Source organism: Mesorhizobium sp. WSM4829, assembly GCF_055811475.1.
On record NZ_JBVVQJ010000021.1, the window covers coordinates 75,134 to 98,712 of the forward strand.

General features: G+C 64.2%; 23 protein-coding genes and 1 pseudogene. 21 read left to right on the forward strand and 3 right to left on the reverse strand.

Features of this window, described 5'->3' with window-relative positions:
- The first annotated feature begins 3 nt into the window (after positions 1-3).
- The 21 genes and pseudogenes from AC0L17_RS20355 to AC0L17_RS20455 all read left to right on the forward strand — a co-directional run bounded on the left by AC0L17_RS20355 (position 4) and on the right by AC0L17_RS20455 (position 19,468).
- Positions 4-828 carry an ATP-binding cassette domain-containing protein gene (locus tag AC0L17_RS20355; protein WP_473517149.1) on the forward strand — a complete coding sequence of 275 codons (825 nt, stop codon included), beginning with the start codon at positions 4-6 and terminating at the stop codon, positions 826-828.
- Positions 829-857: 29 nt separating this feature from the next.
- Complete coding sequence (gene exbB / locus AC0L17_RS20360; RefSeq protein WP_473517150.1) at positions 858-1,817, forward strand: tonB-system energizer ExbB; 960 nt, start codon at positions 858-860, stop codon at positions 1,815-1,817.
- A 15-nt stretch (positions 1,818-1,832) separates the two neighbouring features.
- Positions 1,833-2,291: a TonB system transport protein ExbD gene (gene exbD / locus AC0L17_RS20365; RefSeq protein ID WP_091592320.1), complete on the forward strand. Its 459-nt coding sequence runs from the start codon at positions 1,833-1,835 to the stop codon at positions 2,289-2,291.
- Positions 2,291-3,262 carry an energy transducer TonB gene (locus tag AC0L17_RS20370; protein WP_473517151.1) on the forward strand — a complete coding sequence of 324 codons (972 nt, stop codon included), beginning with the start codon at positions 2,291-2,293 and terminating at the stop codon, positions 3,260-3,262. The genes exbD and AC0L17_RS20370 overlap by 1 nt, the downstream gene beginning before the upstream one ends.
- A 164-nt stretch (positions 3,263-3,426) precedes the next feature.
- On the forward strand, positions 3,427-3,759 hold the full coding sequence (locus AC0L17_RS20375) for an ArsR/SmtB family transcription factor (RefSeq protein ID WP_077380823.1): 333 nt from the start codon (positions 3,427-3,429) through the stop codon (positions 3,757-3,759).
- Between the two features lie 16 nt (positions 3,760-3,775).
- Positions 3,776-4,282: an arsenate reductase ArsC gene (locus AC0L17_RS20380; protein WP_287122344.1), complete on the forward strand. Its 507-nt coding sequence runs from the start codon at positions 3,776-3,778 to the stop codon at positions 4,280-4,282.
- A gap of 4 nt (positions 4,283-4,286) precedes the next feature.
- Complete coding sequence (locus tag AC0L17_RS20385; protein WP_473517152.1) at positions 4,287-4,976, forward strand: aquaporin; 690 nt, start codon at positions 4,287-4,289, stop codon at positions 4,974-4,976.
- Positions 4,973-5,395, forward strand: a complete 423-nt coding sequence (gene arsC, locus AC0L17_RS20390; protein ID WP_473517153.1) for an arsenate reductase (glutaredoxin) — start codon at positions 4,973-4,975, stop codon at positions 5,393-5,395. The genes AC0L17_RS20385 and arsC overlap by 4 nt, the downstream gene beginning before the upstream one ends.
- 4 nt (positions 5,396-5,399) lie before the next feature.
- Positions 5,400-6,116 (forward strand): arsenical resistance protein ArsH, encoded by a 717-nt coding sequence (gene arsH, locus AC0L17_RS20395; protein ID WP_473517154.1) that lies wholly within the window; start codon positions 5,400-5,402, stop codon positions 6,114-6,116.
- A gap of 87 nt (positions 6,117-6,203) precedes the next feature.
- Positions 6,204-6,524, forward strand: coding sequence for an ArsR/SmtB family transcription factor (locus tag AC0L17_RS20400; protein ID WP_473517155.1), 321 nt, complete (start codon positions 6,204-6,206; stop codon positions 6,522-6,524).
- 50 nt (positions 6,525-6,574) lie between these two features.
- Positions 6,575-7,963, forward strand: coding sequence for an NAD(P)-binding domain-containing protein (locus AC0L17_RS20405; protein ID WP_473517156.1), 1,389 nt, complete (start codon positions 6,575-6,577; stop codon positions 7,961-7,963).
- A pseudogene (locus AC0L17_RS20410) lies at positions 7,960-9,173 on the forward strand (MFS transporter). Before AC0L17_RS20405 ends, AC0L17_RS20410 begins: the two are co-directional and overlap by 4 nt.
- 272 nt (positions 9,174-9,445) lie before the next feature.
- Complete coding sequence (locus AC0L17_RS20415; protein ID WP_473512357.1) at positions 9,446-10,945, forward strand: helicase HerA domain-containing protein; 1,500 nt, start codon at positions 9,446-9,448, stop codon at positions 10,943-10,945.
- Positions 10,946-11,430: 485 nt separating this feature from the next.
- Positions 11,431-12,555: a D-alanyl-D-alanine-carboxypeptidase/endopeptidase AmpH gene (gene ampH, locus AC0L17_RS20420; protein ID WP_473517157.1), complete on the forward strand. Its 1,125-nt coding sequence runs from the start codon at positions 11,431-11,433 to the stop codon at positions 12,553-12,555.
- Between the two features lie 315 nt (positions 12,556-12,870).
- A complete protein-coding gene (locus AC0L17_RS20425; RefSeq protein ID WP_091592345.1) occupies positions 12,871-13,419 on the forward strand; it encodes a sugar dehydrogenase complex small subunit in 549 nt (182 codons plus the stop codon).
- Positions 13,416-15,029: a GMC family oxidoreductase gene (locus tag AC0L17_RS20430; protein ID WP_091592497.1), complete on the forward strand. Its 1,614-nt coding sequence runs from the start codon at positions 13,416-13,418 to the stop codon at positions 15,027-15,029. The genes AC0L17_RS20425 and AC0L17_RS20430 overlap by 4 nt, the downstream gene beginning before the upstream one ends.
- Positions 15,030-15,034: 5 nt before the next feature.
- The gene (coxB, locus tag AC0L17_RS20435; protein ID WP_473517158.1) at positions 15,035-15,859 is read left to right on the forward strand and encodes a cytochrome c oxidase subunit II; all 825 of its coding nucleotides are present in this window, start codon (positions 15,035-15,037) and stop codon (positions 15,857-15,859) included.
- A complete protein-coding gene (locus AC0L17_RS20440) occupies positions 15,856-17,430 on the forward strand; it encodes a cytochrome c oxidase subunit I (protein ID WP_091592349.1) in 1,575 nt (524 codons plus the stop codon). Before coxB ends, AC0L17_RS20440 begins: the two co-directional genes overlap by 4 nt.
- Positions 17,427-18,233, forward strand: coding sequence for a cytochrome c oxidase subunit 3 (locus AC0L17_RS20445; protein ID WP_091592351.1), 807 nt, complete (start codon positions 17,427-17,429; stop codon positions 18,231-18,233). The genes AC0L17_RS20440 and AC0L17_RS20445 overlap by 4 nt, the downstream gene beginning before the upstream one ends.
- Before the next feature lie 298 nt (positions 18,234-18,531).
- Positions 18,532-18,672, forward strand: a complete 141-nt coding sequence (locus AC0L17_RS20450; protein WP_473517159.1) for a hypothetical protein — start codon at positions 18,532-18,534, stop codon at positions 18,670-18,672.
- A 361-nt stretch (positions 18,673-19,033) separates the two neighbouring features.
- A complete protein-coding gene (locus AC0L17_RS20455) occupies positions 19,034-19,468 on the forward strand; it encodes an FKBP-type peptidyl-prolyl cis-trans isomerase (RefSeq protein ID WP_473512366.1) in 435 nt (144 codons plus the stop codon).
- A 358-nt stretch (positions 19,469-19,826) separates the two neighbouring features.
- On the opposite strand, the gene AC0L17_RS20460 is transcribed toward AC0L17_RS20455, so the two are convergent.
- From AC0L17_RS20460 to AC0L17_RS20470, 3 genes are all read right to left on the reverse strand, one after another.
- A complete protein-coding gene (locus tag AC0L17_RS20460) occupies positions 19,827-20,807 on the reverse strand; it encodes an ABC transporter permease (RefSeq protein ID WP_023800493.1) in 981 nt (326 codons plus the stop codon).
- A 265-nt stretch (positions 20,808-21,072) separates the two neighbouring features.
- Entirely contained in the window at positions 21,073-22,041 is a 969-nt protein-coding gene (locus tag AC0L17_RS20465; RefSeq protein WP_473517160.1) for an ABC transporter permease, read from the reverse strand.
- The gene (locus AC0L17_RS20470; protein WP_473517161.1) at positions 22,038-23,576 is read right to left on the reverse strand and encodes a sugar ABC transporter ATP-binding protein; all 1,539 of its coding nucleotides are present in this window, start codon (positions 23,574-23,576) and stop codon (positions 22,038-22,040) included. The genes AC0L17_RS20465 and AC0L17_RS20470 overlap by 4 nt, the downstream gene beginning before the upstream one ends.
- Between the last annotated feature and the right edge of the window lie 3 nt (positions 23,577-23,579).

Below are 23,579 nucleotides of genomic sequence, written 5' to 3' on the forward strand. Positions count from 1 at the left end.
GAAATGCGCGCGCAAAGCTGGAGGAAGGCCGAGACCGTGGCAGGAATTCATGCCCAGACTGCCTTTCATGTCGAAGCGGTGCGGTTCGCTGTCGGCGAGCGGACGCTGCTCGGTCCGGTTACACTCGAGTTGCAACGCTCGCGCGTCTATGGGCTGATCGGGCACAACGGCTCGGGCAAGTCGACGCTGATCAAGCTCCTGGCGCGCCAGCAGCCGGCAAGCTCGGGCGGCATAACCTTCGCGCAGCGGCCGCTGGTGCAGTGGGGCGCGCGTGAACTGGCGCGCGCGCTCGCCTATCTGCCGCAGACGATGCCGGCGGCGACCGGCCTGACGGTGCGCGAACTGGCGACGCTCGGCCGCTATCCCTGGCACGGCGCGCTCGGCCGTTTCGGGCATGAGGACAGGCGCCATGTCGATGAGGCGCTAGTTTTGACCGACATGGCTGACTTCACCGAGCGGCTGGTCGACGAATTGTCCGGCGGCGAGCGCCAGCGCGCATGGCTGGCCATGCTGGTGGCGCAGAATGCCGGCGTCATGCTGCTCGACGAGCCGATCTCGGCGCTCGACATCGCCCATCAGGTCGAGGTGCTGGGGCTGGTCAGGGACCTCAGCCGCAAGCGCGACCTGTGCGTCGTCGTCGTGCTGCACGATCCCAACATGGCGGCGCGCTACTGCGACGAATTGATCGCGCTGAAGGACGGCAGGCTGCTGACGCGCGGCACGCCGGACCAGATCATGCAGGGCGACGTGCTCAAAGGAATTTTCGGTGTCGAGATGGGCGTGTTTGCGCACCCCGTCACCGGCCAGCCCATCGGCTATGTGCAATGAGGCCACTCTTGAGAATAAGGAAGAAGCCCTTGTCCAGACATGGTTTGTTCGCGGCGTTGCTCGCATCCGCCATCCTGTCGGCCGGCGACGCAGCCGCCCAGGAGCAACCGGAGGCAGCCGCCCAGGAGCAACCGGGCGCGGCCCCGGCGATCGAGGCGCCGGCTCCAGTGCCTGGGCAGCCTGCGCCAGACGCCGCCGCGCCACCGGCGACGCAGCCCGGCGTGACAACACCTATCGAGACAACGCCTACCGAGACTGGCCCTTCGACGGCAACGTCCCTGACCCTGCCGCGTGACCTCTCGCCATGGGGCATGTTCATGGCGGCCGACATCGTCGTGAAAGCGGTGATGATCGGGTTGGCTTTTGCGTCCTTCGTCACCTGGACGATATGGCTGGCCAAATCGCTGGAGATCCTTGGCGGCAAGCTGCGCGCCCGCCGCGCGGCACAAGCGATCGGCAATGCCGCGACGTTGAACCAGGCCGGGCGCGCGCTTGGCCACAATAACGGTCCCGGCGCCCTGCTGGTGCGGGCAGCCGAGGAAGAGACCGCGCTTTCGGCCGGCTCGCTCGACCATGTGTCCGGCGACGGGCTGAAGGAACGGGTCACCTCGCGCCTGTCGCGCATCGAGGCGGCGGCGGCGCGGCGCATGTCGCGCGGCACCGGCGTGCTGGCGACAATCGGCTCGACCGCGCCCTTCGTCGGCCTGTTCGGCACCGTCTGGGGCATCATGAACGCCTTCATCGGCATCTCGCAGGCGCAGACCACCAACCTCGCCGTCGTTGCCCCGGGCATTGCGGAAGCCTTGCTGGCCACGGCGATGGGCCTTGTCGCGGCGATCCCGGCGGTGGTCATCTACAACGTCTTCGCGCGATCGATAGCCGGCTACAGGCAGATCCTTGCCGATGCGTCGGCAGGGGTCGAGCGGCTGGTCAGCCGGGATCTGGATTTCCGCACGGCCGCGCCGGCAAAGCAGCTCGCCGCGGAATGAACACGGAGCGACGCCATGGCGGCTAGAATTCGAGAGAACATCGACGGCGATCTCGAGGAAAATCACGAGATCAACGTCACGCCGTTCATCGACGTGATCCTGGTCCTGCTGATCATCTTCATGGTCGCGGCGCCGCTGGCGACCGTGGATGTCAATGTCGACCTGCCGGGCTCGACCGCAACGCCTGCGCCTCGACCGGAGACGCCGCTGTTCCTGACGCTGAAGAACGATCTCAGCCTGGCGATCGGCAACGACAGCGTGCCGCGCGCAGCCTTCGCCGCTGCGCTGGTCGGCAGGACAAAAGGCGACAGGCAGACGCGCATCTTCCTGCGCGCCGACAAGGCGGTCGGCTATGGCGAGCTGATGGAGGTGATGAACCTTTTGCGCGGCGCCGGCTATCTGAAGATCGCGCTGGTTGGCCTCGAGACCGCGCCCAGCGATGCCGCGGCGCCGCAAGTCGGAACCGGCCAATAATGTCGCCGGCGGCCGCCCTGCCGATGGCCGATCAGCGGCGGTTCGGCGCGCGCGAGATCGCCTGGTGGGCGGGCGCGGCTGCGCTGGTCCTGATGGCGCATGCCGCGGTCGGCTATGCGATGCAGAGCTGGCGCCCGGCCGAGCCCGATGGCGGGCCGCCGCAGGCGCAGGTGATCGAGCTGTCGCCAATGGCGCTCACGCCGGCCGAGCCGGCGCCGATATCGGATGAGATAGCGCCCGATCAGCCGGACCCGGCCGAGGAGCCCGAGATAACCGAAACGGAGCCTCCGCCCGAACCGCCCGTCAAGCAGGCCGAGCCGGTCACCGAGCCGTCGGAAGTCGCTCCGGTCGACACGGTCGAGCCGACCCCGCCGACCGTGGCGGAACGGGTCGACCAGCCGCCGCTGGAGGAAGTCGTGCCCGAAATTGCCGAGGCCGTCACGCCGGAAGTGGTCGTTCCGCTGCCGCAGCCGAAACCGGTCGACAAACCCGTCGAGGCCAAGCCAAAGAAACAAGCAAAGACTGAGGTAAAGGAGCCGGCTGAGGTCAAGGCGAAGAAGCCTGTCAAAGAAGCCAAAAAGCGTCCGAAAAAGGAAAAGGCCGCACCGCCGCGGACGACGGCCAGTGTCGCTGCGACATCCGCAGCCAGGGCGGCCGCCCCGAAATCGACCAAGGCAACGGCTGCGAGACGCGGGGACGCCAAGAAGTGGAACTCGCAACTGACAAGGTGGCTCAATCGGCACAAGCGCTATCCGAAGGCCGCGAAAGCCCGCCGTTCGGAAGGAACTGTGACCGTCTCCTTCATGGTGGCCGGCTCCGGCCGAGTGACGTCCGTTCGCATCACCGGTTCGTCCGGCGACCCTGATCTCGACCGCAGTGTACTCGACCTGCTGCAGGGCGCTACAGTGCCGGCGCCGCCAGAAGGCGTTAGCTCGCGTGTCAATGTGCCGTTGAGGTTCGACCTGCGGTGATTCGCCCGCCGGCCGAGAGCCATTTGCCGCTTTCCAATTTCTACGTCGTGTTTGCAGATTGCGCGCTATTGTACTGTGCATTCGGCGACGATTTTCGAGTGCCAATTGTCATCTGACTGTCACACACCCGCCATATACATCGATAATTCCGGATTTTAGGATACATGGATAAGAACACCGCTCTTCTCGCATTGGCAGCGCTTGGTCAGGACACCAGGCTCGAAGTGTTTCGCCTGCTGGTGCGGGCGGGCGCGGACGGTGTGCCAGCCGGCGAGATCGCCGCGCGCCTCGGTGCGGTGCAGAACACCATGTCGGCGCATCTGAAGGTCCTCGACCATGCCGGCCTGGTCCGCGCCGAGCGCGACGGCCGGACGATCCGCTACGTCGCCGACATGACCGGCTTTCGCGATCTGCTTGCCTATCTCATGGAGGATTGCTGCAACGGCGCGCCGGAGCTCTGCCAGCCGGTCATTCAGGCCGTGACTTGCAACTGCTAGAAGGGAGGACCACCCCATGAATGACCCTTACAACGTGCTTTTCCTGTGCACCGGCAATTCGGCACGGTCGATCCTTGCCGAAGCGATCCTCAACCGTGTCGGCGCCGGCAAGTTCAGGGCCTATTCGGCCGGATCGCACCCGAAGGGAGAGGTCCATCCCTACGCGCTCCAGCTGTTGAAAACCCTCAACCACGACACGTCCTTCGCCCGCTCAAAAGACTGGCAGGAATTCGCGGCTCCTGGCGCCCCCGAGATGAATTTCGTTTTCACCGTCTGCGACAACGCGGCCAATGAAGCCTGCCCGGTCTGGCCGGGACAGCCGATGACCGCGCATTGGGGCGTGCCCGACCCGGCCGCCGTGGACGGCACCGACGCCGAAAAGCATCTGGCCTTTGCCGAAGCCTATCGCATGCTCAACAACCGGATCTCGATCTTCGTCAGCCTGCCGATGAACACGATCGACAAGCTCGCCCTGCAGAAACGGCTCGATGAAATCGGCCGCGATCTGCCGAAGGCCGGCTGACATCATGGCGGCTGACCTGTCCCGCCGCATCGTCGCGGAAGCGCTCGGCACGGCAATGCTGGTCGCGACGGTCGTCGGCTCCGGCATCATGGCGGATCGTCTGACGGACGATGTGGGTCTCTCCCTGCTCGGCAACACGCTGCCGACTGGAGCGATTTTGGTGGTGCTGATCACCATACTCGGACCGATTTCCGGAGCGCATTTCAATCCGGCGGTGACGCTGGTTTTTGCCCTCAGGCGGGAAATCGAAGCGAACGCTGCACTGGCCTATGTGATCGCCCAGATTTCCGGCGGCATCGCCGGAACGCTGCTGGCGCACGCCATGTTCGAACTGCCAATTCTCCAGATCTCGCAAACCGTGCGGACCGGAAACGGACAATGGATTGCGGAACTGGTGGCCGCCTTCGGCCTGGTCTTCACCATTCTCGCCGGTCTTCGCTTCCGTTCGGATGCCATTCCATGGCTGGTCGGCCTCTACATCACCGCGGCCTATTGGTTCACGGCCTCGACCTCGTTTGCCAATCCGGCAGTCGCCATTGCCCGGGCGGTTTCCAACACCTTCGCGGGCATCCGGCCGATAGATCTGTCGGGGTTTATTGTCGCCGAGCTGCTGGGCGCGCTGCTTGCGATGGCGTTGGCAGGATGGCTGCTCGCTGAACCCAAGCCAATCAGACAGATGAGAGCCGCGAAATGACCATCACCATCTACCACAATCCCAACTGCGGCACCTCGCGCAACACGCTCGCCATCATCCGGCAGTCCGGCGAAGAGCCTGAGGTGATCGAGTATCTGAAAAACCCGCCGTCGCGCGAACGGCTGGTCGATCTGATCGCGGCGATGGGGATGACGCCGCGGCAATTGCTGCGCGAGAAGGGCACGCCGTACGCCGAGCTCAACCTCGGTGACCCCAAATGGACCGACGACGAGATCGTCGATTTCATGCTGGCGCATCCGATCCTGATCAACCGGCCGATTGTCGTCACACCGCTTGGCACCATGCTTGCGCGGCCGTCCGAAGCGGTTCTCGACATCCTGCCCAATCCTGAGATCGGGCCGTTCACCAAGGAAGACGGCGACGTTGTCATCGACGCGCAGGGCAAGCGCGTTGCCTGACCAAATGCCTGAAGACTCGTTGCCGAACGTCGACGAAGACCTGTTCCGGCCGATCGACCTGCAGGCGCTGCTCGACATGCCGCGGTCGATCCAAAAACCTCGCGTGCTGATGCTCTACGGCTCGCTGCGCGAGCGGTCCTATTCGCGGCTTGCGACGGAGGAGGCGGCTCGCATTTTGCGCCGCCTCGGCGCCGAGGTGCGCATCTACAATCCCGCCGGCCTGCCGCTGCCGGATTCGACGTCGGCCGACCACGCCAGAGTCCAGGAGCTGCGAGACCTGTCGATCTGGTCGGAAGCGCAGGTCTGGTGCTCGCCGGAGCGGCATGGCTCGATGACGGGAGTGATGAAGGCGCAGATCGACTGGCTGCCGCTCTCGGCCGGCGGCGTCAGGACGACGCAGGGCCGCACGCTGGCGGTGATGCAGGTGTCTGGCGGCTCGCAGAGTTTCAACGCCGTCAACCAGCTTCGTCTCCTAGCCCGCTGGATGCGGATGGTCACCATCCCCAATCAGTCGTCGGTAGCCAAGGCTTTCAACGAGTTCGATGAGGACGGCCGCATGAAGCCGTCGCCGTACTATAACAGGATCGTCGACGTGATGGAGGAGCTGATGAAGTTCACGCTGCTCTTGCGGGATCGGTCCGCCTATCTCACGGACCGTTATTCCGAGCGGGTCGAAAGCGCCGAAGAAGTCGCCAAGCGGGTCAACCAGCGGTCGATGTGAGGCGGGTGTGCGATACCGGTATACGATTAATTCGATGATGTTCGAAATAGTATTGACGGGACGTCGTCTCGGCGCTACCTTATTTCCATGAAACTCGAACAAGCAGCAAAACAGCTCGAGGCGCTCGGCAATCCGACGCGGCTCAAGCTTTATCGCACGCTGGTGCGGGCAGGCGAAACCGGGCGACCGGTCGGTTATCTGCAGGAAAGCCTTGGCATCGCTGCGTCGACGCTGTCGCATCATCTGCACCGGCTCATCCTGACCGGCCTGGTCTCCCAGGAACGCCAAGCAACGACGCTGATCTGCCGGGCCAATTACCCTGTCATGAACGATCTCCTTGGCTTTCTTGCCGACGAATGTTGTGCCGATGCCGCATGCGGCCCGGCTGTCGGGGAGGCGGCTGCATAACTCTTTTTTGACTGGTATTTCTATAATCCTAGAAACATAGAAGGGGTGTCATGGTTTCTGAAAACGATCTCCCGATCGCTATCATCGGCGGCGGACCTGTTGGCGTGGCGGCGGCCGCCCAACTGGTCAGCCGTGGCCTTCCGGTTAGGGTTTACGAGGCTGGTTCTTCTGTCGGCTCGAACCTTCGGGATTGGGGTCATGTCCGGGTTTTCACGCCATGGCGTTATTGTGTCGATGCGGTCGCCCGAAAACTTCTCGAGAGCCATGGCTGGCAAATGCCGGAGCCGGAGGCGTTCCCCACCGCGGATGAGATCGTCGACCAGTATCTCGCGCCGCTGGCCAAGCTTGCCGAACTGGCGCCGTCGATTGAGACCAATGCCTGTGTTGTCGCCATTTCCCGCTGGGGAGCCGACAAGGTGTTGAGCAAGGCGCGGGAGACGCGGCCGTTCATGCTTGTGGTCGAAACCGCGGAAGGCACGCGCCGGGACAGCGCCCGTGCCGTGATCGATGCATCCGGCACCTGGCAGACGCCGAACCCGCTCGGTGCGGGTGGCTTGCCGGCCGAAGGTGAGAGGGAATTTGGCGACCGCATCGCCTACGGCATCCCAAATGTTCTCGGCCGCGACTGTCATCTCTATGCAGGTCGCACGACATTGGTGGTCGGCGCCGGCCATTCCGCTGCCAATGCCTTGCTGGAATTGGCGGAGCTTGCGCAAACCGAACCGGGCACTTCGGCACTATGGGTGACACGCGGCACCGACCTTGTCCGCATCTATGGCGGCGGCGATGCCGACGCCCTGCCGGCGCGCGGCGAGCTTGGTTCGGATGTCCGGGAGCTCGCCGAGAGTGGCCGGGTGCGGCTGGTGACCGGCTTTGCGATTGTTGCTATCCGTGAGGTCGACGGCCGCCTCGCTGTCGAAGGCCAGGCAAAGGACGGGTTGCGCACGCTCGACCCCGTCGACAGGATCATTGCCGCGACGGGGCAGCGCCCCGATCTTGCCTTGACCCGGGAGCTTCGGCTGGACCTCGATCCGTGGCTCGAAGGCGTCAAGGCGCTCGGGCCGCTCATCGATCCCAACGAGCACTCATGCGGCGATGTCCCACCGCATGGCCATCGCGAACTCAGCCACCCCGAGCCCGATTTCTACACGGTCGGCGTCAAAAGCTATGGCCGGGCGCCGACATTCCTGCTGCTGACCGGCTATGAGCAGGTCCGCTCGGTCGCCGCGGCGATCGCCGGCGACATGGCTGCCGCCGATGCCGTGCAGCTGGTGTTGCCCAAAACCGGCGTCTGCACGGTGCCGGTGTCACTTTCAGGCTCGTCGTCCCAGGGTTGCTGTGGCGGACCAGCGCCGGCAGCTGTCGATGCCTGTTGTGCCGACGATGCCAAGGCAAAGGCGAGCGGCAAGTCGGGCTGCGGCTGCGGCGTCGCGGCATGAGTCTTTCACAGCCTACGCGCAGTCGCGGCACGATCATCGCCGCGCTCGGCATGATGCAGATCATGGCGTGGGGGTCTTCCTATTATCTCCCGGCGGTGATTGCGCCGGCCGTTGTGGCCGACACGGGTTGGCCTCTGGCATGGGTTGTCGGAGGCCTGTCCCTCGGCCTTTTCGTCGGCGGGCTGATTTCTCCACGCGTGGGTAGCTCGATCGAACGGCATGGCGGCCGGAATGTGCTGGCCTTCAGCGCCGCATGCATCGGGATTGGTCAGATCGGATTGGCAATTGCTCCAAGTTTAGCGGCCTACATCGTTGCCTGGCTTGTTATCGGCCTTGGGATGGGGGCTGGGCTCTACGATGCCGCCTTTGCGACCCTGGGCCGACTATATGGCCATGGCGCGCGCTCCGCCATCACCACGCTCACTCTGTTCGGCGGCTTCGCAAGCACGGTTTGCTGGCCGCTTTCTGCTTTTTTAATGGGAGAGATCGGATGGCGAGGGGCATGTCTGGTCTATGCCGCCGTGCAATTGCTGGTCGCTCTGCCGCTGTATCTCCTTATCCTGCCGCGTGGCGTCGCCCGGCCCGCCAGCCAGTCTGATCAGAAGACAGTCGTGGCTTCTGTGCCTGTGACGAGGTCGACGCCGGTTATGGTCATCCTGGCGACGACTATAACGCTCGCGGCGGTCATATCCTCGACCCTCTCCGTCCATCTTCTAACTGTCCTTCAGTCGACTGGCATGGCGCTGGCCGCGGCGGTGGGACTGGGCGCGCTTGTCGGTCCGTCGCAGGTCGGCGCTCGCGCAATCGAGATGGTCGTTGCCCGCTACCACCATCCGATATGGACCAAGGTCGTATCAGTCGGATGCGTGGCGATCGATTGTCGGCTCTCTGGATGGGAATGCCGATCATCCCGCTGGCCTTGGCGTTTTACGGTGCCGGCATCGGCCTGGAATCAATTGCCCGAGGAACATTGCCGCTGGCCCTGTTCGGTGCCTCCGGCTACGCCAGGCTTATGGGTCGTCTGGCCATGCCAAGCCTGATTGCTCAAGCCGCCGCCCCTTCCGTGGGCGCGCTGCTGGTCGAACAGCTCGGTGCGCATGGCATGCTTGCCGTCCTGTCGGCACTTGCCCTGGTCAATGCGGTGTTGGTCGGCGCGCTCGCGTTGCTGCTTTTCCGGCCTCGAGCGCCGGGAATAGAGTCTGTTCCTTAATCGCGTACCATGCTCGGCGGCCGGCCGTGCAAACGATGTCCAGCATGCGAGGCGATGACGCCGATCTTCATTCGCCGTGATCGCCCGTCCCAGCCTCGCTTGAGCGCTGGCGCCAGAAACATCGTCGTGAGCCGGTCGATATGCGTCTGATGGTTGCGCTCCATCCAGGCAGACAGCAGCGTCGAGCTGTGCGCAACCCGAAACCGCCGGCCATCGGCGCTCGACGGGCTGTGATGCGGTTGATAAGCCCTCTCCCTAAGGAGAGTCGAGACATGACCGTTGCGATCGAGATGGGCCACACGACCGCAGGCGCCCCGGCGGCGCTGGATCTTGAGGAGCTGCTGGCGACGCGCCTTTTGGTGCAGGGCAATTCGGGCTCCGGCAAATCCCATCTGCTGCGCCGGCTGCTGGAGCAGAGTGCCCCTTGGGTGCAGCAGACCATCATCGACCCCGAAGGCGACTTCGTCTCGCTGGGCGACCGGTTCGGCCATTTGGTGATCGATGCCGAGGAGCATACCGAGCGCGGCCTGCAGAGCGCCGGCGAGCGGGCGCGCATCCACCGCGTCTCCACGGTGCTCAATCTCGAGGGGCTCGACGCCGAGAACCAGATGCGCCGCGCCGCCGCCTTCCTTGGCGGGCTTTTTGAGGTCGCCCGCGACCACTGGTACCCGATGCTGGTGGTGGTGGACGAGGCGCAGCTGTTCGCGCCGGCTGTGGCCGGCGAGGTTTCGGACGAGGCGCGCAAGCTCTCGCTTGGCGCCATGACGAACCTGATGTGCCGAGGCCGCAAACGCGGGCTTGCCGGCATCATCGCCACTCAGCGGCTGGCCAAGCTGGCCAAGAATGTCGCCGCCGAGGCTTCCAATTTCCTCATGGGCCGGACTTTTCTCGATATCGACATGGCGCGCGCCGCCGACCTTTTGGGCATGGAGCGGCGCCAGGCGGAGGCTTTTCGCGACCTGGAGCGCGGGCAATTCATGGCGCTCGGCCCGGCGCTGTCGCGCCGTCCGCTCGGCTTGCGCATCGGCCCGACCGACACAAGTCCGCGCAATGGCACGCCGCGGCTGATGCCGCTGCCGGAAGCAGCCCTTGAGGACGCACGCGCCATCATCCTGGCAGCCCCGCCGCCGGAAACTGTCCGGCCGCAGCGCCGGTCGTCGCCGGACCTTCTCGATCAGCTGATGGCGGCGAAGTCGGCGGCGCTGGAAATCCGCCCCGAACCGGCGGAGCCGCCGATCAGCGCCGAGGATTTGGCGGAGCGGCGTGAGCGCGTCGACCGTGTCCTGCGCGCCGTTCTGGCGCAGCCCGACGCGGGCTTCCGGGTCATCGGCGTGCTTTATCAGGAGTTCGTGGTCCGCTGCCGGATAGAAGGCCTCGCCTCGGTGGTGCCGGACCTGCCCGCCTTTCGCCGCATGCTGACGCGCGCCCGCGCCGGCCTCGGCTCCGACATGGCAGGGGATGACGCCTGGCAGGACGTCTCGGCGCGCGCCTCGCTGCTGCCCGAGGATATGCAAGGCGTGTTCATGATGATCGCCCGCGCGGCGAAGGAGGGCTGGCCCTGCCCGAGCGACGCGGCGATCGCCCGCGCCTACGGCTCGCACTCGCTGCGCCGCGCCCGGCGCCTGCTGACCTATATCGAAGAGCAGGGGCTGATCGTCTGCCAGCTCGACGGGGTTGGAAGGCGGACGGTGACGCTGGTGGAATTGGCCTGGGCGACGGCGCCAGGGGATCCCGGTGCTGCGGAGGTGGAGCAGGGGCGTTTGGCTGTGTGAGGCGGCGGCCGAGCGCGCAAGGGAAATGCCACGCATCAAGGCGATGTATCGCCAAGCGGCAGGTACAGCGGCGAGTCTTTTTTGCGGAGATAGGGCCTTGGCCCGCCACAGCTCTTCTGCCCGGTCTTCATCATACGACGACTGGCGCGACGCAGATCCGCCTATTGTAAATTGCTCGACGCTACAGCACTCCCTCCTGCCGACGGCGCTTCACATATCTTCTAAATTACCCGCGGGTCGGTTTGCTAATGAAGAGATCAGCCCCGATCAACTGACGAATGACAAGAAATACGGCATGACTGTAGCGCAAATAGCCGCCGAAACTACGCTACCGCCGCCGATTACCCCCTTCGGTTCATTCTGTTGACATCCCCTGCTTCTGGAGAGATGGTAAGATACTACGCGGCGGCCCTTTTTCCGAAGATTTTATTCTGCAGCTTCATCAAAGGATTTCGGCAATGCGTTTGTCTCGATCGCGCCGACTTATGGCCATCGCTTTGACGGCAATCGCAGCCGTTCCCTCTTCTGGACATGCCGAGGACAAGCTGCTGACGGAAGCGGTGCAGTTCAACGGTACGATCCTGTATCTCTCCACCGAAGTGCCTGGCCTGATCTTCGGCGCCGTGCGCAACGGCGAGACGGCCTTGGCTGGTTTCGGCAAGATTGCCGACGGGAGTGAAAAAGTGCCCGACGGCGACACAATGTTCCGCATCGCATCCGTGAGCAAGGTGTTCTGCGGCAGTGTGCTTTCCTCGCTGGCGATCGACGGCAAGGTACAGCTCACCGACCGGCTGCAGGATCGCCTCGGCTGGGACGTCACGCTCCCTGAGAAGGATGGCCGCGCCCTCCGGCTGATCGATCTCGTCGCGCAAGCTTCCGGCCTTCCGCGGGAGGTGCCAGTGGCCGATGCGCCCCCCTCCGACCCCTTCTCTACGAACACCAAAGAGGCGCAGATTGCCGCCCTCAAGGACAATCCGCTGCTGTTCGCGCCGGGCACCGCCGTTCTCTATTCGAACTTCGGATACGACCTCCTTGGAGCGGCGCTCGCGAATGTCTCTGGAAAGCCTTATGTCGAGCTCCTTCGGGAGCGTGTCCTCGATCCTCTCGGCATGAAAGACACGGTTTTCAACGCAAGGCCGGAGGACGAGCCGCGCCTGATGCAGGGCCATAACTTCGACGGCAGCGCCATGCCCATCGTGCCGACGAGCACAGCCATGGAGTGCGCCGGTGGATTGTACTCGACCGCGGACGATCTGCTGCGCTGGATGAACTGGCATGTCGAGAACAAGCCTTCTGCGGCCGATGCCGAGTTGCGGCTTTTGAACCACGCGGCTTTTTTGTACCGGGACGGGCTCGCGTCGGTGGTGGGGCTGGATGACGGCGGCCCGATGGACGCCATGGGTCTCGGATGGGTCATCATGCTCCCCACCGAGCATAGCCCGCTCATCCTCCAGAAGAGCGGCGGCCTGCAAGGGATGTTTCTCTATGTTGCGATTGCACCGACACGCGGCGTCGGCGCTTTCTTCGTCATGAACCAATTCAATGCCGCCGGCTTCATGGCGGGGGTCAAGACGACGAACGATCTCGTCGCAGAGATCGCTCCACGCTGATTTTCGCACTGATCGGGGAACGTGCGCGATGATTAACGCTGTGGAGGGCCTGACGGACCGCATGTTTGGTGGCAAGGCAAGCTCGACATCGGCTATTTCCGGCCGACGGCTTAGCTATCCCCTCCTGAGGACGACCACCGCATGGATTCGCGTGCAAGGTCGGGCCCAAGCGGCGCTTTTGATCTCAAATGTGGAGCTCTCTGGCTCGACTGTTCTGAGCTTGAAAGGGTCGATTGACCAATCTCAGATTGAGCCGTAGCTTCAGATAAGCGTGCGGCCTCGTTGTTTCAGCAGAGGCTCGCCTTGAGGGTACCGATGGCTGGCAGTGACGATGCGCGTCTGCCCAAGCAGGTAGGTCAGCCGGCGCCGCATCATTCTGCGCCGGCAACAGTGCGGCGACGGGAGCTTCTGATTGCCGTCTCGACGCTCGCCGCATTCTTCGGATTGCCCGCCGCGGCCCGTAGCCAGGTCGCGTTGAGCAGCGCGATCGACCTCGGCGCGTTTCGCGAATTGACAGGCATACTGACGGGCATGTCGCCGAGCGACGCCACGCTGCCGGAATTGTTCCTGCAGGCATTCTCGGCTGACGCCGCCGATCTCGGAAAACTGCATGCGATCGTGACGGAACAGCCCGAGACAGAATGGGACAGCGCGGTTGCGTCGGCGGGGCTGAAACCGCTGTCGGAATCGCTCATCCAAGCCTGGTATACGGGTAGCATCATGCACGGCTCGGAAGAACGCGTCCTTACCTATCTCGATGCGTTCGTCTGGCATGCCTGCGGTTACACCAAGCCGCCGACGCGATGCGACACGAATTTTGGCGCGTGGGCGAACGCACCGCCGCCCGGACGGTTTTCCGAATGACCGCGCCGGCGTCCGCCGATGTCGTGTTTGTCGGTTCAGGCGTAGCCGCGGCGCTTGCCGGCGCGGCTATCGCGAAAGCAGGCTTCAGCGTGCTGTTCCTCGAGGCGGGACCGCGCGTCGATCGCGGCACCGCTGTGACACGATTCCAGTACTCGTCCGCGAAGGGCCAGAACTCGCCTTACCCCGACCAGCCCTATGCGCCGCAGCCGGAAGAATCCGACTTCTCCGCCTACTATGTCGAGGCTGGGCCGGACACCTTTAGGGGACAGCAGGCGAGGATCGTCGGCGGCACCACGTGGCACTGGGGCGGGCTCGCCGCGCGGTTCCGGCCAAACGATTTCAAGATGCGCTCGAAGTTCGGCGTCGGCGTCGATTGGCCTATCGCCTATGGCGACATGGAGCCGTGGTATCAGGCCGCCGAGGAAGAGATCGGCGTCGCGGGCGACGACACCGCCGATTTCGGCGCGCCGCGCTCAAGGTCGTTTCCGATGCCACCGATCCCCATGACCTATGCCGACAAGCAGGTCGGCATCGCTGCCAAGGCGCTCGGCTACTCGGTGTTGCCATTTCCACAGGCGCGCAATTCGGTGTGGCGGGATGGCCGCCCGCAATGCTGCGGCAATGCGAGTTGCGTGCCGATCTGCCCCATCCAGGCGAAGTACGACGCGACGCATCATCTCGCCATCGCGGAGCGCGCCAGCGCGCATGTCGAGCCGCAGGCCGTGGTGCACGAGCTAGTCGTCGGTCCGGACAAACGCATTGCCGAAGTGCGTTACCGTCGCCCAGATCGCAGCGAGGGCAGCGCGACCGGAAAAATTGTGGTCATCGCGGCGCATACCATTGAGACGCCAAAGCTGCTACTGCTTTCGACGGGAGACAATGCGCCGACGGGCGTGGCGAACAGTTCCGACCAGGTCGGCCGCAATCTGCTGTCGCAGATCGATGTCGGCATTCAGGGACTGACCAGGGACCCCGTGTTCACCTATCGCGGACCGGTCTCGACCGGTGGCATTGCCGAGCTTCGGGACGGCGATTTCCGCAACGAGCGTGCGGCCATCGGCATCTCGCCTTCCAACGAGGGCTGGGCGCGGGCGGTCGGTCCGTTCCAGGCTGCGACGACCTTCATCAAACAGGGCCTGCGCGGCGATGCGCTGAAGGCGGCAGTCCGTTCGCACGTCGCGCGGGAGCTGATCATTGGCAGCTCTGCCGAAATGCTTCCCAATCCGGACAATCGCGTGACGCTGAGCAATCAGATGGACGGGATCGGCATTCCGCGGCCGAACATCGCCTTCAAGTCTGACGACTACACGGCGCGCGGGCTGGCGGTCGCGCGCGATGTGCAGAACAAGCTCATGGCTGCACTCGGCGCCACGCAGATCAAGCAGCTCGGCCCGATCGCTGACAGCGCGATCATGGGCGGCACGACACGCATGGGAGATGACCCGCTCACCTCGGTCGTCGACAGGGACCTGAAGAGCCACGACCATCCAAACCTCTACATCGTTGGCTCGTCCGTCTTCCCGTCCATCACGGCGAATGCGCCCACGCTCACCATTGCGGCGCTCAGTGCGCGCCTCGGCGCGCATCTCATCTCCCTGCTGAAGGCGTAGATGTCATGCGCGGGCGGGGCACTGTTTTCCTCGGTTTTGTCTCCGCAATGATGCTCGACGCACGGCACGGCTTGGCGCAGGCGCCGGCGAACTGGCAGACAAGTTTCGGCGTCTCGGCCTCGGAGACGAAGGAGCGGATCGTTGCGCTGCACGACCACATATTGCTGATCGGCATCTGCATCGTCGCGCTCGTCGCCATGCTGATCGGTTTCGCGCTCTTGCGCTTCCGGGCGAGCCGGCACCCCACGGCGTCAAAAGTCACGCGCATGCCCTGGCTGGAATTCGGCTGGACGATCGCGCCGGTGCTGGTGCTGGGCGCGATCGCCGCGCCGTCGCTCCAGCTGCTCGCCTATGAGAGCGATATTCCCGACGCACAGTTGACGATAAAGGCCAGCGGCCATCAGTGGTTCTGGCGTTATTCCTATCCCGACAATGGCGGCTTCGCATACGATTCCATCATGTTGCCGCCGGCCTCCGTTCCGGCCGGTGAACCGCGTCTGCTAGCGGTCGACAATCGCATGGTTGTCCCGGTCGGCGCTGTCGTGCGCATACAGGTGACATCGTCGGACGTCGTGCACTCCTTCTTCATGCCGGCACTGGGCCTACAGATTTACGCCATGCCCGGGCGCCTCAACGAAACCTGGACACGCGTCGAGAAGCCGGGCGTCTATTACGGGCAGTGCAACCAGATCTGCGGTCTGAATCACTCCTTCATGCCGATCGCGATCGAGGCCATGGCGCAGCCTGATTTCGACGCCTGGGTGCGGGACGCTGCAACGCGATATCCGGTGGTCAGCGCCGCGACTGTATCAGCGCAGGTGGCGAAATGAGCGCCACCGAACATAGGCGCGAGTGCCGGTCGATTGCGGCTTGGCTGTTCACCACCGACCATAAGGCGATCGGCACGCTTTATCTCGGATTCGCGATCATGGCGGGGACGCTGGGCGGCGCGATCTCGGGCTACATGCGGCTCGAACTGGCGCAGCCGGGCATGGACTATGTCGTCAACGGCCAGTCCTGGAACGCGCTGATCACCGCGCATGGCCTGATCATGATCTTCTACATGGTGATGCCGGCGTTGATCGGCGGCTTCGGCAACTGGTTCGTCCCGCTGATGATCGGTGCGCGCGACATGGCCTTTCCGGGACTGAACAGTCTCGGCTTCTGGTTGCTGCCGCTGTCCTTGATCATGCTGATCGGGTCGCTGCTGGTCGGCGACGGAACGGGTACCGGCTGGAGCCTCTATCCGCCGCTGTCGGGCATAGACGGCCAGCCCGGACCATCGGTCGACATGACGATCCTCGCGCTGCACTTGGCCGGCATTTCTTCCGTGATCAGCGCGATCAATTTCGTCACTACCATCCTCAACATGCGCGAGGATCGCTTGCCGCTGTTCGGCATGCCGCTGTTCGTTTGGTCGATCCTGATTTCGTCGCTCATGCTGCTTCTCGCCATGCCGGTGCTGGCTGCCGCGCTGGCGATGCTGCTTGCCGACCGCAATTTCGGCGGCGCCTTTTTCGATCCAGCCGGCGGCGGAGACCCGATGCTGTTCATGAACCTCTTCTGGTTCTTCGGCCATCCGGAGGTCTACATCATGATCCTGCCGGCCTTCGGCATCATCAGTCAGATCGTCTCGCGGTTCTCAGGTCGCCCGATTTTCGGTTATCCCGGCATGGTGCTGGCGATGGCATCAATTGCGGCGCTGGGTTTCATCGTCTGGGCGCACCATATGTTCACCGTCGGTGGCGGCTTCGCGCCGCGTGCCTTCTTCACGCTGGCCTCGATGGTGATCGCGGTGCCGACCGGCATCAAGGTGTTCGCCTGGATTGCCACTATGTGGGGCGGTTCGATCCGCCTCACCGTGCCGATGCTGTGGGCGCTGGGCTTCATCATCATGTTCACGGTCGGCGGCACGACGGGGATCGTGCTTGCCAATGCCGGCGCGGATCAAGTGCTGCACAACACCTACTACGTCGTCGCGCATTTCCACTATGTGCTGAGCCTCGGCGCGACCTATGCGATCTTCGCCGGCTTCTATTACTGGTTTCCGCGCATGACTGGACGCATGTTCCCGGAGTGGGTTGGACGGCTGCATTTCTGGTGCTTCTTCATCGGCACCAACGTTCTGTTTTTCCCGATGCATTTCCTCGGACTGGCAGGAATGCCACGGCGCATCGCGGATTATCCGGACGGTTTCTTGGGCTGGAATATGATTGCGTCGCTCGGCGCTGTGCTCGCGCTCGCCTCCACGCTGCTGTTCCTGGTGATGCTTGCGGTCTCGCTGCGGCGTGGCGCGCTGGCCCCGCGCGATGTGTGGGGTCCGGCTTTCACGCATGAATGGGATGACGATCCCGAGATGGCGCGTCCGCGCGGCACGGCGGGCGCGGAGGCAGGCGCGTGAGCAAGACTGTCACCGAGGTCGGCGGCACGGATGGCCGATGGCCTGTCGCGATTGCCGTCTCGCTGTTCCTGCTAGCGTGCGCCGGTCTCGCGCTCTTCCACCCGTCGCTGTTCGGCACGCTGGCAGGCAGCATCGCGGTACTCGGTCCGCTCGTGATCGCGGTGGGGCTTCTGCCATTGTTCATCGCTCTGACAGCGTGGTCGCGGGCGACGAGTGGTGAGCGTGCGAATGGTCCGCAAAACACCTTTGGCCCGAGGATCGCGATCATCGCCTTAATCGCGTCCGAGGTAGCGTTCTTCGCCGCCTTGTTCGCCGCCTACCTACGATACGCGATCTATCCGGAGGTCGCGGGGTTCAGCTCATGGCCACCTACGCCGATGCGCCCCGACGACCCTTGGGGCGGCCCGCTTCTCAACACAGTGATCCTCGTCGCGTCGGGGGTCTGCGTCGCAGCGGCGCACGACTGGCTTCTGAAAGAGCGATGGCAGCTTTCGGCTATCGGGCTTACCGTGGCGATCGCGCTCGGCGGCGTGTTCGTCGGCCTTCAGCTTCGGGAATTCAGCCTCGCCTCGGTGGGATTCCGCGATGGTGTCTATCCCTCGATCTTCTTCCTTACGACTGGCTTCCACGGCCTGCACGTCGTTATCGGCATCTTGTTGCTGTCGATCGCCGCATATCGGGTGATCCGCGCGCGCTCAGCCGGCGGCGCCGGCTTCATCCCGACGGCGGCATCCTGGTACTGGCATTTTGTCGATGCGGTGTGGCTTCTGCTGTTCGCCGTCTTCTACGCCTGGGCCAGCTAGGAGCGTGCCGACGCGACGTCGACTAGCATCGGCATTGCCGAAACATATCTGGGAGCCGGCTGAGGGCGGGCCTTCGCGGTTCAAAGTTGCATAGAAGCAAACTCGAAAGCACCCAGAAGAGCTGCCTCTGGCGGAAGTGATCTTACTCCATAGTCGATCAGTTTCCTGCAGGATCAAGTAGTGTAGTGGCTCCCCTCCTCGATCATCAATCGACCAAGCATATCTCAAGCTGTAGTTGCAAAAGAATTGCGGCCGTGGTTTTGCCTAAGGCAAGTTGCGTTTCAGGATGAGGGCCGCAATGGCAGAGCGTCATTCAATTGATCACGAACTTGCCGTAAAGGCGGTGGCGTCTTCCGTGCACGATGCCATAGCGACTCGCCATGGCTTGCGCGGCTGGAACACGAGCCAGGTGATCGGCGACGGCGCCGGGCGATCCTAATGCGGGGGAGGCGGAGCAGGGGAGCTTGGCTGTTGAAGGTTGATGCGCTTGGGCGAAAGCTGACGTCGCTCAACATCAGCAAACGCCAAAAACCGCGGGGTGGGTGGCCGATCAGAGTCTTCGCAATCTCTGTCGCCACGGCATGCTCGAAAAATGCGCGCCCCAGATCCCTGGCGAACAGATCCCAGTCCGCCTCCGCGACCTGTCTTTACGCAGGGGGCTCAATCGGCATTGTGGGTTTACATCGGCAGCCAAGCCCCTAGTTTTAGAGTTTCGCGCCGCGCACCTTAGTGCGTGGATGATCGAAAACGGGACCGTGAACTCTGGCCGGTCCCTCAAAAACTCCCAAAGGATGACTGCCATGACACAGGCCAAGAATGGCGACACCGTGCGCATCAATTATACTGGACGTCTAGCCGATGGCACTCAATTCGATTCTTCCGGCAGCGAACCGCTGCAATTCAAGCTCGGTGAAGGGCAAGTGATCCCGGGCCTTGAGACCCATGTCGAGGGCATGGAGGAAGGCGCGAAAAGCACCGTCACCGTTCCCGCCGACGCCGCCTATGGTCCCCACCGCCCCGAAGCGGTCATGACCGTCGACCGCGCCAGGGTGCCGGACAACCTCAACCTCGATATCGGTACTCGATTGCAGGCCAGAACCCCCGAAGGGCGCCCCATGCAGGTGACGGTCGTCGGCGTCGACGACGCCAGCGTCAAGCTCGACGGCAATCATCCGTTGGCCGGAAAGGATCTGGTGTTCGACGTTGAACTGGTCGAGATCGTTCAGGCGGCGTAGGGTATCCATGCGGCCAAGGCCGTGGTGGCTATGATTTCGGGTGGCGGACTTCCGCCGGAGGTTTCGGCGGTTTGTGCCACCTGCCGCCCTGCTTTCCGCGCTTAGGCGAACGCCAAAACCGTGCCGACTTTCGTAAGGTTCGACACTCCATCTAATGCGACTTTCCGGCCACGAGTCGCTCAGTGGATGTCAGTGGCCAGCCTTCGAATTTCTCGTTCCCGGAATGCATAGGTAGCGCCAAGCGCAGACGTTCCAATGATGCGTGTTGAACGGCTTCATCGCGCAAAGCTGTCATGCACGGCTCCGTTTGCGAGAGTCTGCTTCGGTCAAAAGCAGCCCCCGGCTACAGCCTCCACCCCTACCGATCCTCAATAATCCGCAAATAAGCCGCCGTGACAAACAGCACGATCAGGCCGAACAGTATCCGCCGCGCGCCTTCCGGCATTTGCAGGATGGTCAGCAGCGTCGTCAGCACGGTGAGGATCAGCGCGCCGATGATGGTGCCGGTGTAGCCGCCGCGGCCGCCGAAGATCGAGGTGCCGCCGATCACCGCGGCGGCCACCGAAGGCAGCACCAGCGGCTCGGCCAGCGACAGCGACGGAGCCTTGATCAGGCCGATGTAGAGCAGGCCGGTGATGCCGGCGAGCACGCTGGAGATGACGTAGAGCGCTGTGATGACCTGCCAGTAGCGGACGCCGGACAGGCGCGCTGCGCCTTCATTGTCGCCGACTGCGTAAAGCAGGCGGCCAAAGCCGGTGCGGTTCAAGGTGAAGACGATGAGGACGGCGATGGGCACGAACAGCAGCAGCGCGTTGGGCACGCCATAGGTGAGGCCAGTGCCCAACCAGGCCAGGAAGGGCGGAATCTTGGCGCCCGAAGCGATGACGGTGCGCTGATAGACCTGCAGGCAGCCGGTGCCGATCAGGCTGGTGCCAAGCGTCATGATCAGCGGGTGCACGCGAAAGACGCCGACGCCGATGCCGTTGACCAGGCCGATCAGCACCGCCGGCACCAAGGCGATCAGGATCGCCACCGCCGGGTCATGGTTGACGACCTGCGTCGCCATGATGAAGGCGCTCATCGTCGCCACGGTTCCGACCGACAGATCGATGCCGCCGGTCAGCATGGTCATGGTCTGGCATCCGGCCAGAATTGCCAGCGGAATGGCGAATTTGACCGTGTTGGCGAGCCACCGCTCGTTGACGATGCCGGGGCGCAGGATCTGCAGGACCACCACCAGGATGACCAGCAGGATGATCAGCGGGATCAGCGGCCGGTCGGCCATGAAGCGCTTGAGGCGGCGGCCGAAGGGGACGGGTTGGATCGCGGTTGTGCTCATGAGGTTGCTCGCGATTGGGGTGGCGCGATGTTGGTGCGCTTGCCGGGAGATGGCGCTCTACGGCGCCCCCCTCTGTCCTGCCGGACATCTCCCCCACAGGTGGGGAGATTGGCAGCTTCGGCGCCTCGCTCATTCTTGCAACGTCGACAATTGGCGAAAGCCGTCGCGCCCTCCGATCTCCCCCCAAGTGGGGGAGATGTCCGGCAGGACAGAGGGGGGCGCCGTGGATCGCCGACTCCGTAAACCAGCCTTACGCCATTGCTCATCATTGCCGCCCCCTCATCGTAATAAAGGCGCCGAACATGACGACGGCGACCATGATCGCGCCCTCGATGATTGCGGTGACGTTGGGATCGATGGCCAAGAGCGTCAGGTCGGTGCGCACCAGCCGCAGCACGAAGACGGCGACGATCGGGCCGAGCAGGCCGCCCTTGCCGCCGCCAAGCGCTACGCCGCCGAGCACCACCGCCGCCACGCTGGCGAGAAGATAGGGGCCGGGAATAGGGGCGCCGATGCCTGTGCTCATGGTCAGGGCCAGCCCGCCCATAGCAGCGAAAAGCCCCGACAGGGCATAGGCGATGATTTTGGTGCGCGCGACCGGCACGCCGCTGCGAAACGCGGCGAGCTCGCTGCTGCCGATGGCGTAGATCGACAGGCCGAGTTTTGAGCGCTTGAGCGGTATCCAGATGATGCACAGGCAGACGACAAGAAGCACCAGCGCCTTCGGTATCCAGGCAGAGATTTCTGGCAAGCCCGGGATCGAGACGGTGCCGACGATGGTCGCCCGCAGCCATTCGGCCACCGCGCCGCCGGGCGCGCCGAGGACCAACAGCGCCGCGCCCTGCAGGACGAACAGGGTCGCCAGCGTGACGACGATATCGGGCACGCGGGTGACGACGATCAGCATGCCGTTGACGGCGCCCAGCACCAGCCCCATCGCCAGCACGAACGGAACGACAAAAAGCGCGTATTCCTCGCTGGCGCCGTCCATCATCGTGGCGGCGGTGACGCTGGTCAGCGCCATCATCGCGCCGACGGAAAGGTCGATGCCGCCGGCGATGACGACAATCGTCTGGGCGGCCACGGCAAAGGCGTAAGGCAGCACCGCGCGCACCAGCGAGCCGAAATCGCCGCTGCCGTAGCCCGGCTGGATGAGCCTGGTGATCACCAGCAGGACCACGAACAGGACGAGCAGGCCGGCGACCCAGCCCTGACGACGGACGAGGCGGGTCAAGGTTTCGCCACCGGGCTCGAGTGGATATCGGCAAGAATGCCGACGTCCACCTTGGCGCCGCGCGGCAAGCCGTAAGCGGCGCGCATCAGTGCCGGCTCGTCGGCGAGTTCGACGGGGAAGACATCGACGACGCGTCCCCCAAAGATGACGATGACGCGATCGCAGACACGCTGCACCTCCTCGAGTTCGGATGTATAGAACAGCACCGACTTGCCCTGGTCGGCGAGTTCGCGCAGCAGCTTGTAAATCTCCTGCTTGGTGCCGACATCGATGCCGCGCGTCGGGTCGAAGCAGAGGATGGTCTGTGCCTCGGCGGCGATCCAGCGGGCGATCGTCACCTTCTGCTGGTTGCCGCCGGACAGCCGCTGCACCTCGCGCTGGGCGCGGGTGTCGATCTGCAGACGCTCGATCGCGCTGACGACCCTTGAGCGTTCCTGCGCCATGTTGATCGGCCCCCAGTTGCGCAAGGCGGCGCTGAACGGGAGCGCGATGTTTTCGCGCACCGAGCGCTGCATGGTCAGCGCTTCGGTGCGGTCGCCGGGCACATAGGCGATGCCGGCGCGGATCGCATCGGCCGGATGCGCGAATTTCACCGGCTGCCCGTCCACCTCGATCGTGCCGCCGGACGGGCGGATCGAGCCGGCGAGCGCGGCGAACAGCTCGTCCTGGCCTTGGCCCTCGAGCGCGACGACGCCAGCGACCTCGCCATTCGCCAGGTCGAACGAGACGTCGTTAAGCTTGGTGCCCACACGAAGGTTCGCCACGCCGAGGCGCGCGCGGCTATCCCCAGGCGAAGCGGCCTGGCTCGCCTGGCGCGCCGTCACGCGCGTCTTCTCGACCTTGGCGCCGAGCATCATCTCGACGATGCGCTCCTCGACGCCCGGCTCGATGTCGACGACGCCGACAGTCTCGCCGTCGCGAAGCACGGTGGCACGGTCGCAAAGCGCCGATATCTCGACAAAGCGGTGGGAAATGAAGATCACAGAACGGCCGCTGCTGCCCTGGCGGCGAACGACCTCAAGCACCTTTTCGGCAAGGTTAGCCGGCAATGCTGCGGTCATCTCGTCGAGCAGCAAAACGTCGGGCTCGACCGCCAGCGCCCGCGCCAGGTCGAGCACGCGCAGCACGGCCAGCGGGATGTCGCGCGCGGTGTCGCGTATGTCGAGGTCGGGAATGCCGAGTTCGCGCACCCAGGCGCGGAACGGCTCGACCGGCGTGTCGGTCAGGCGAAGGTTGGAGGCGACGTCGAGATCGGGGATCAGCGATGGTTCCTGGTAGACCGGAAGCAGGCCGGCGCGGCGCGCATCGGCAGGCGAGCGCACGTCGCGCGTCTCGCCGCGGATCAGGATATGCCCGGTATCGGCGCGGATGGCGCCGGTCAGGATTTTGACCAGCGTCGATTTGCCGGCGCCATTGGCGCCCATCAGGGCGTGAACCTCGCCCGGCAGGACCGACAGCGACGCGTTGCGCAACGCCACCACGGCGCCGTAGGTTTTTACGACGCCGGTGGCGTCCAGGAGCGGGTTGGTGGTCAAAAT

Excerpts from the sequence above, each read along its gene's own strand:
- AC0L17_RS20355 (WP_473517149.1), top strand. The coding sequence starts at position 4 with ATGCGCGCGCAAAGCTGGAGGAAGGCCGAGACCGTGGCAGGAATTCAT.
- exbD (WP_091592320.1), top strand. The coding sequence starts at position 1,833 with ATGGCGGCTAGAATTCGAGAGAACATCGACGGCGATCTCGAGGAAAAT.
- AC0L17_RS20370 (WP_473517151.1), top strand. The coding sequence starts at position 2,291 with ATGTCGCCGGCGGCCGCCCTGCCGATGGCCGATCAGCGGCGGTTCGGC.
- AC0L17_RS20375 (WP_077380823.1), top strand. The coding sequence starts at position 3,427 with ATGGATAAGAACACCGCTCTTCTCGCATTGGCAGCGCTTGGTCAGGAC.
- AC0L17_RS20380 (WP_287122344.1), top strand. The coding sequence starts at position 3,776 with ATGAATGACCCTTACAACGTGCTTTTCCTGTGCACCGGCAATTCGGCA.
- AC0L17_RS20385 (WP_473517152.1), top strand. The coding sequence starts at position 4,287 with ATGGCGGCTGACCTGTCCCGCCGCATCGTCGCGGAAGCGCTCGGCACG.
- arsC (WP_473517153.1), top strand. The coding sequence starts at position 4,973 with ATGACCATCACCATCTACCACAATCCCAACTGCGGCACCTCGCGCAAC.
- arsH (WP_473517154.1), top strand. The coding sequence starts at position 5,400 with ATGCCTGAAGACTCGTTGCCGAACGTCGACGAAGACCTGTTCCGGCCG.
- AC0L17_RS20400 (WP_473517155.1), top strand. The coding sequence starts at position 6,204 with ATGAAACTCGAACAAGCAGCAAAACAGCTCGAGGCGCTCGGCAATCCG.
- AC0L17_RS20405 (WP_473517156.1), top strand. The coding sequence starts at position 6,575 with ATGGTTTCTGAAAACGATCTCCCGATCGCTATCATCGGCGGCGGACCT.
- AC0L17_RS20415 (WP_473512357.1), top strand. The coding sequence starts at position 9,446 with ATGACCGTTGCGATCGAGATGGGCCACACGACCGCAGGCGCCCCGGCG.
- ampH (WP_473517157.1), top strand. The coding sequence starts at position 11,431 with ATGGCCATCGCTTTGACGGCAATCGCAGCCGTTCCCTCTTCTGGACAT.
- AC0L17_RS20425 (WP_091592345.1), top strand. The coding sequence starts at position 12,871 with ATGGCTGGCAGTGACGATGCGCGTCTGCCCAAGCAGGTAGGTCAGCCG.
- AC0L17_RS20430 (WP_091592497.1), top strand. The coding sequence starts at position 13,416 with ATGACCGCGCCGGCGTCCGCCGATGTCGTGTTTGTCGGTTCAGGCGTA.
- coxB (WP_473517158.1), top strand. The coding sequence starts at position 15,035 with ATGCGCGGGCGGGGCACTGTTTTCCTCGGTTTTGTCTCCGCAATGATG.
- AC0L17_RS20440 (WP_091592349.1), top strand. The coding sequence starts at position 15,856 with ATGAGCGCCACCGAACATAGGCGCGAGTGCCGGTCGATTGCGGCTTGG.
- AC0L17_RS20450 (WP_473517159.1), top strand. The coding sequence starts at position 18,532 with ATGGCAGAGCGTCATTCAATTGATCACGAACTTGCCGTAAAGGCGGTG.
- AC0L17_RS20455 (WP_473512366.1), top strand. The coding sequence starts at position 19,034 with ATGACACAGGCCAAGAATGGCGACACCGTGCGCATCAATTATACTGGA.
- AC0L17_RS20460 (WP_023800493.1), bottom strand. The coding sequence starts at position 20,807 with ATGAGCACAACCGCGATCCAACCCGTCCCCTTCGGCCGCCGCCTCAAG.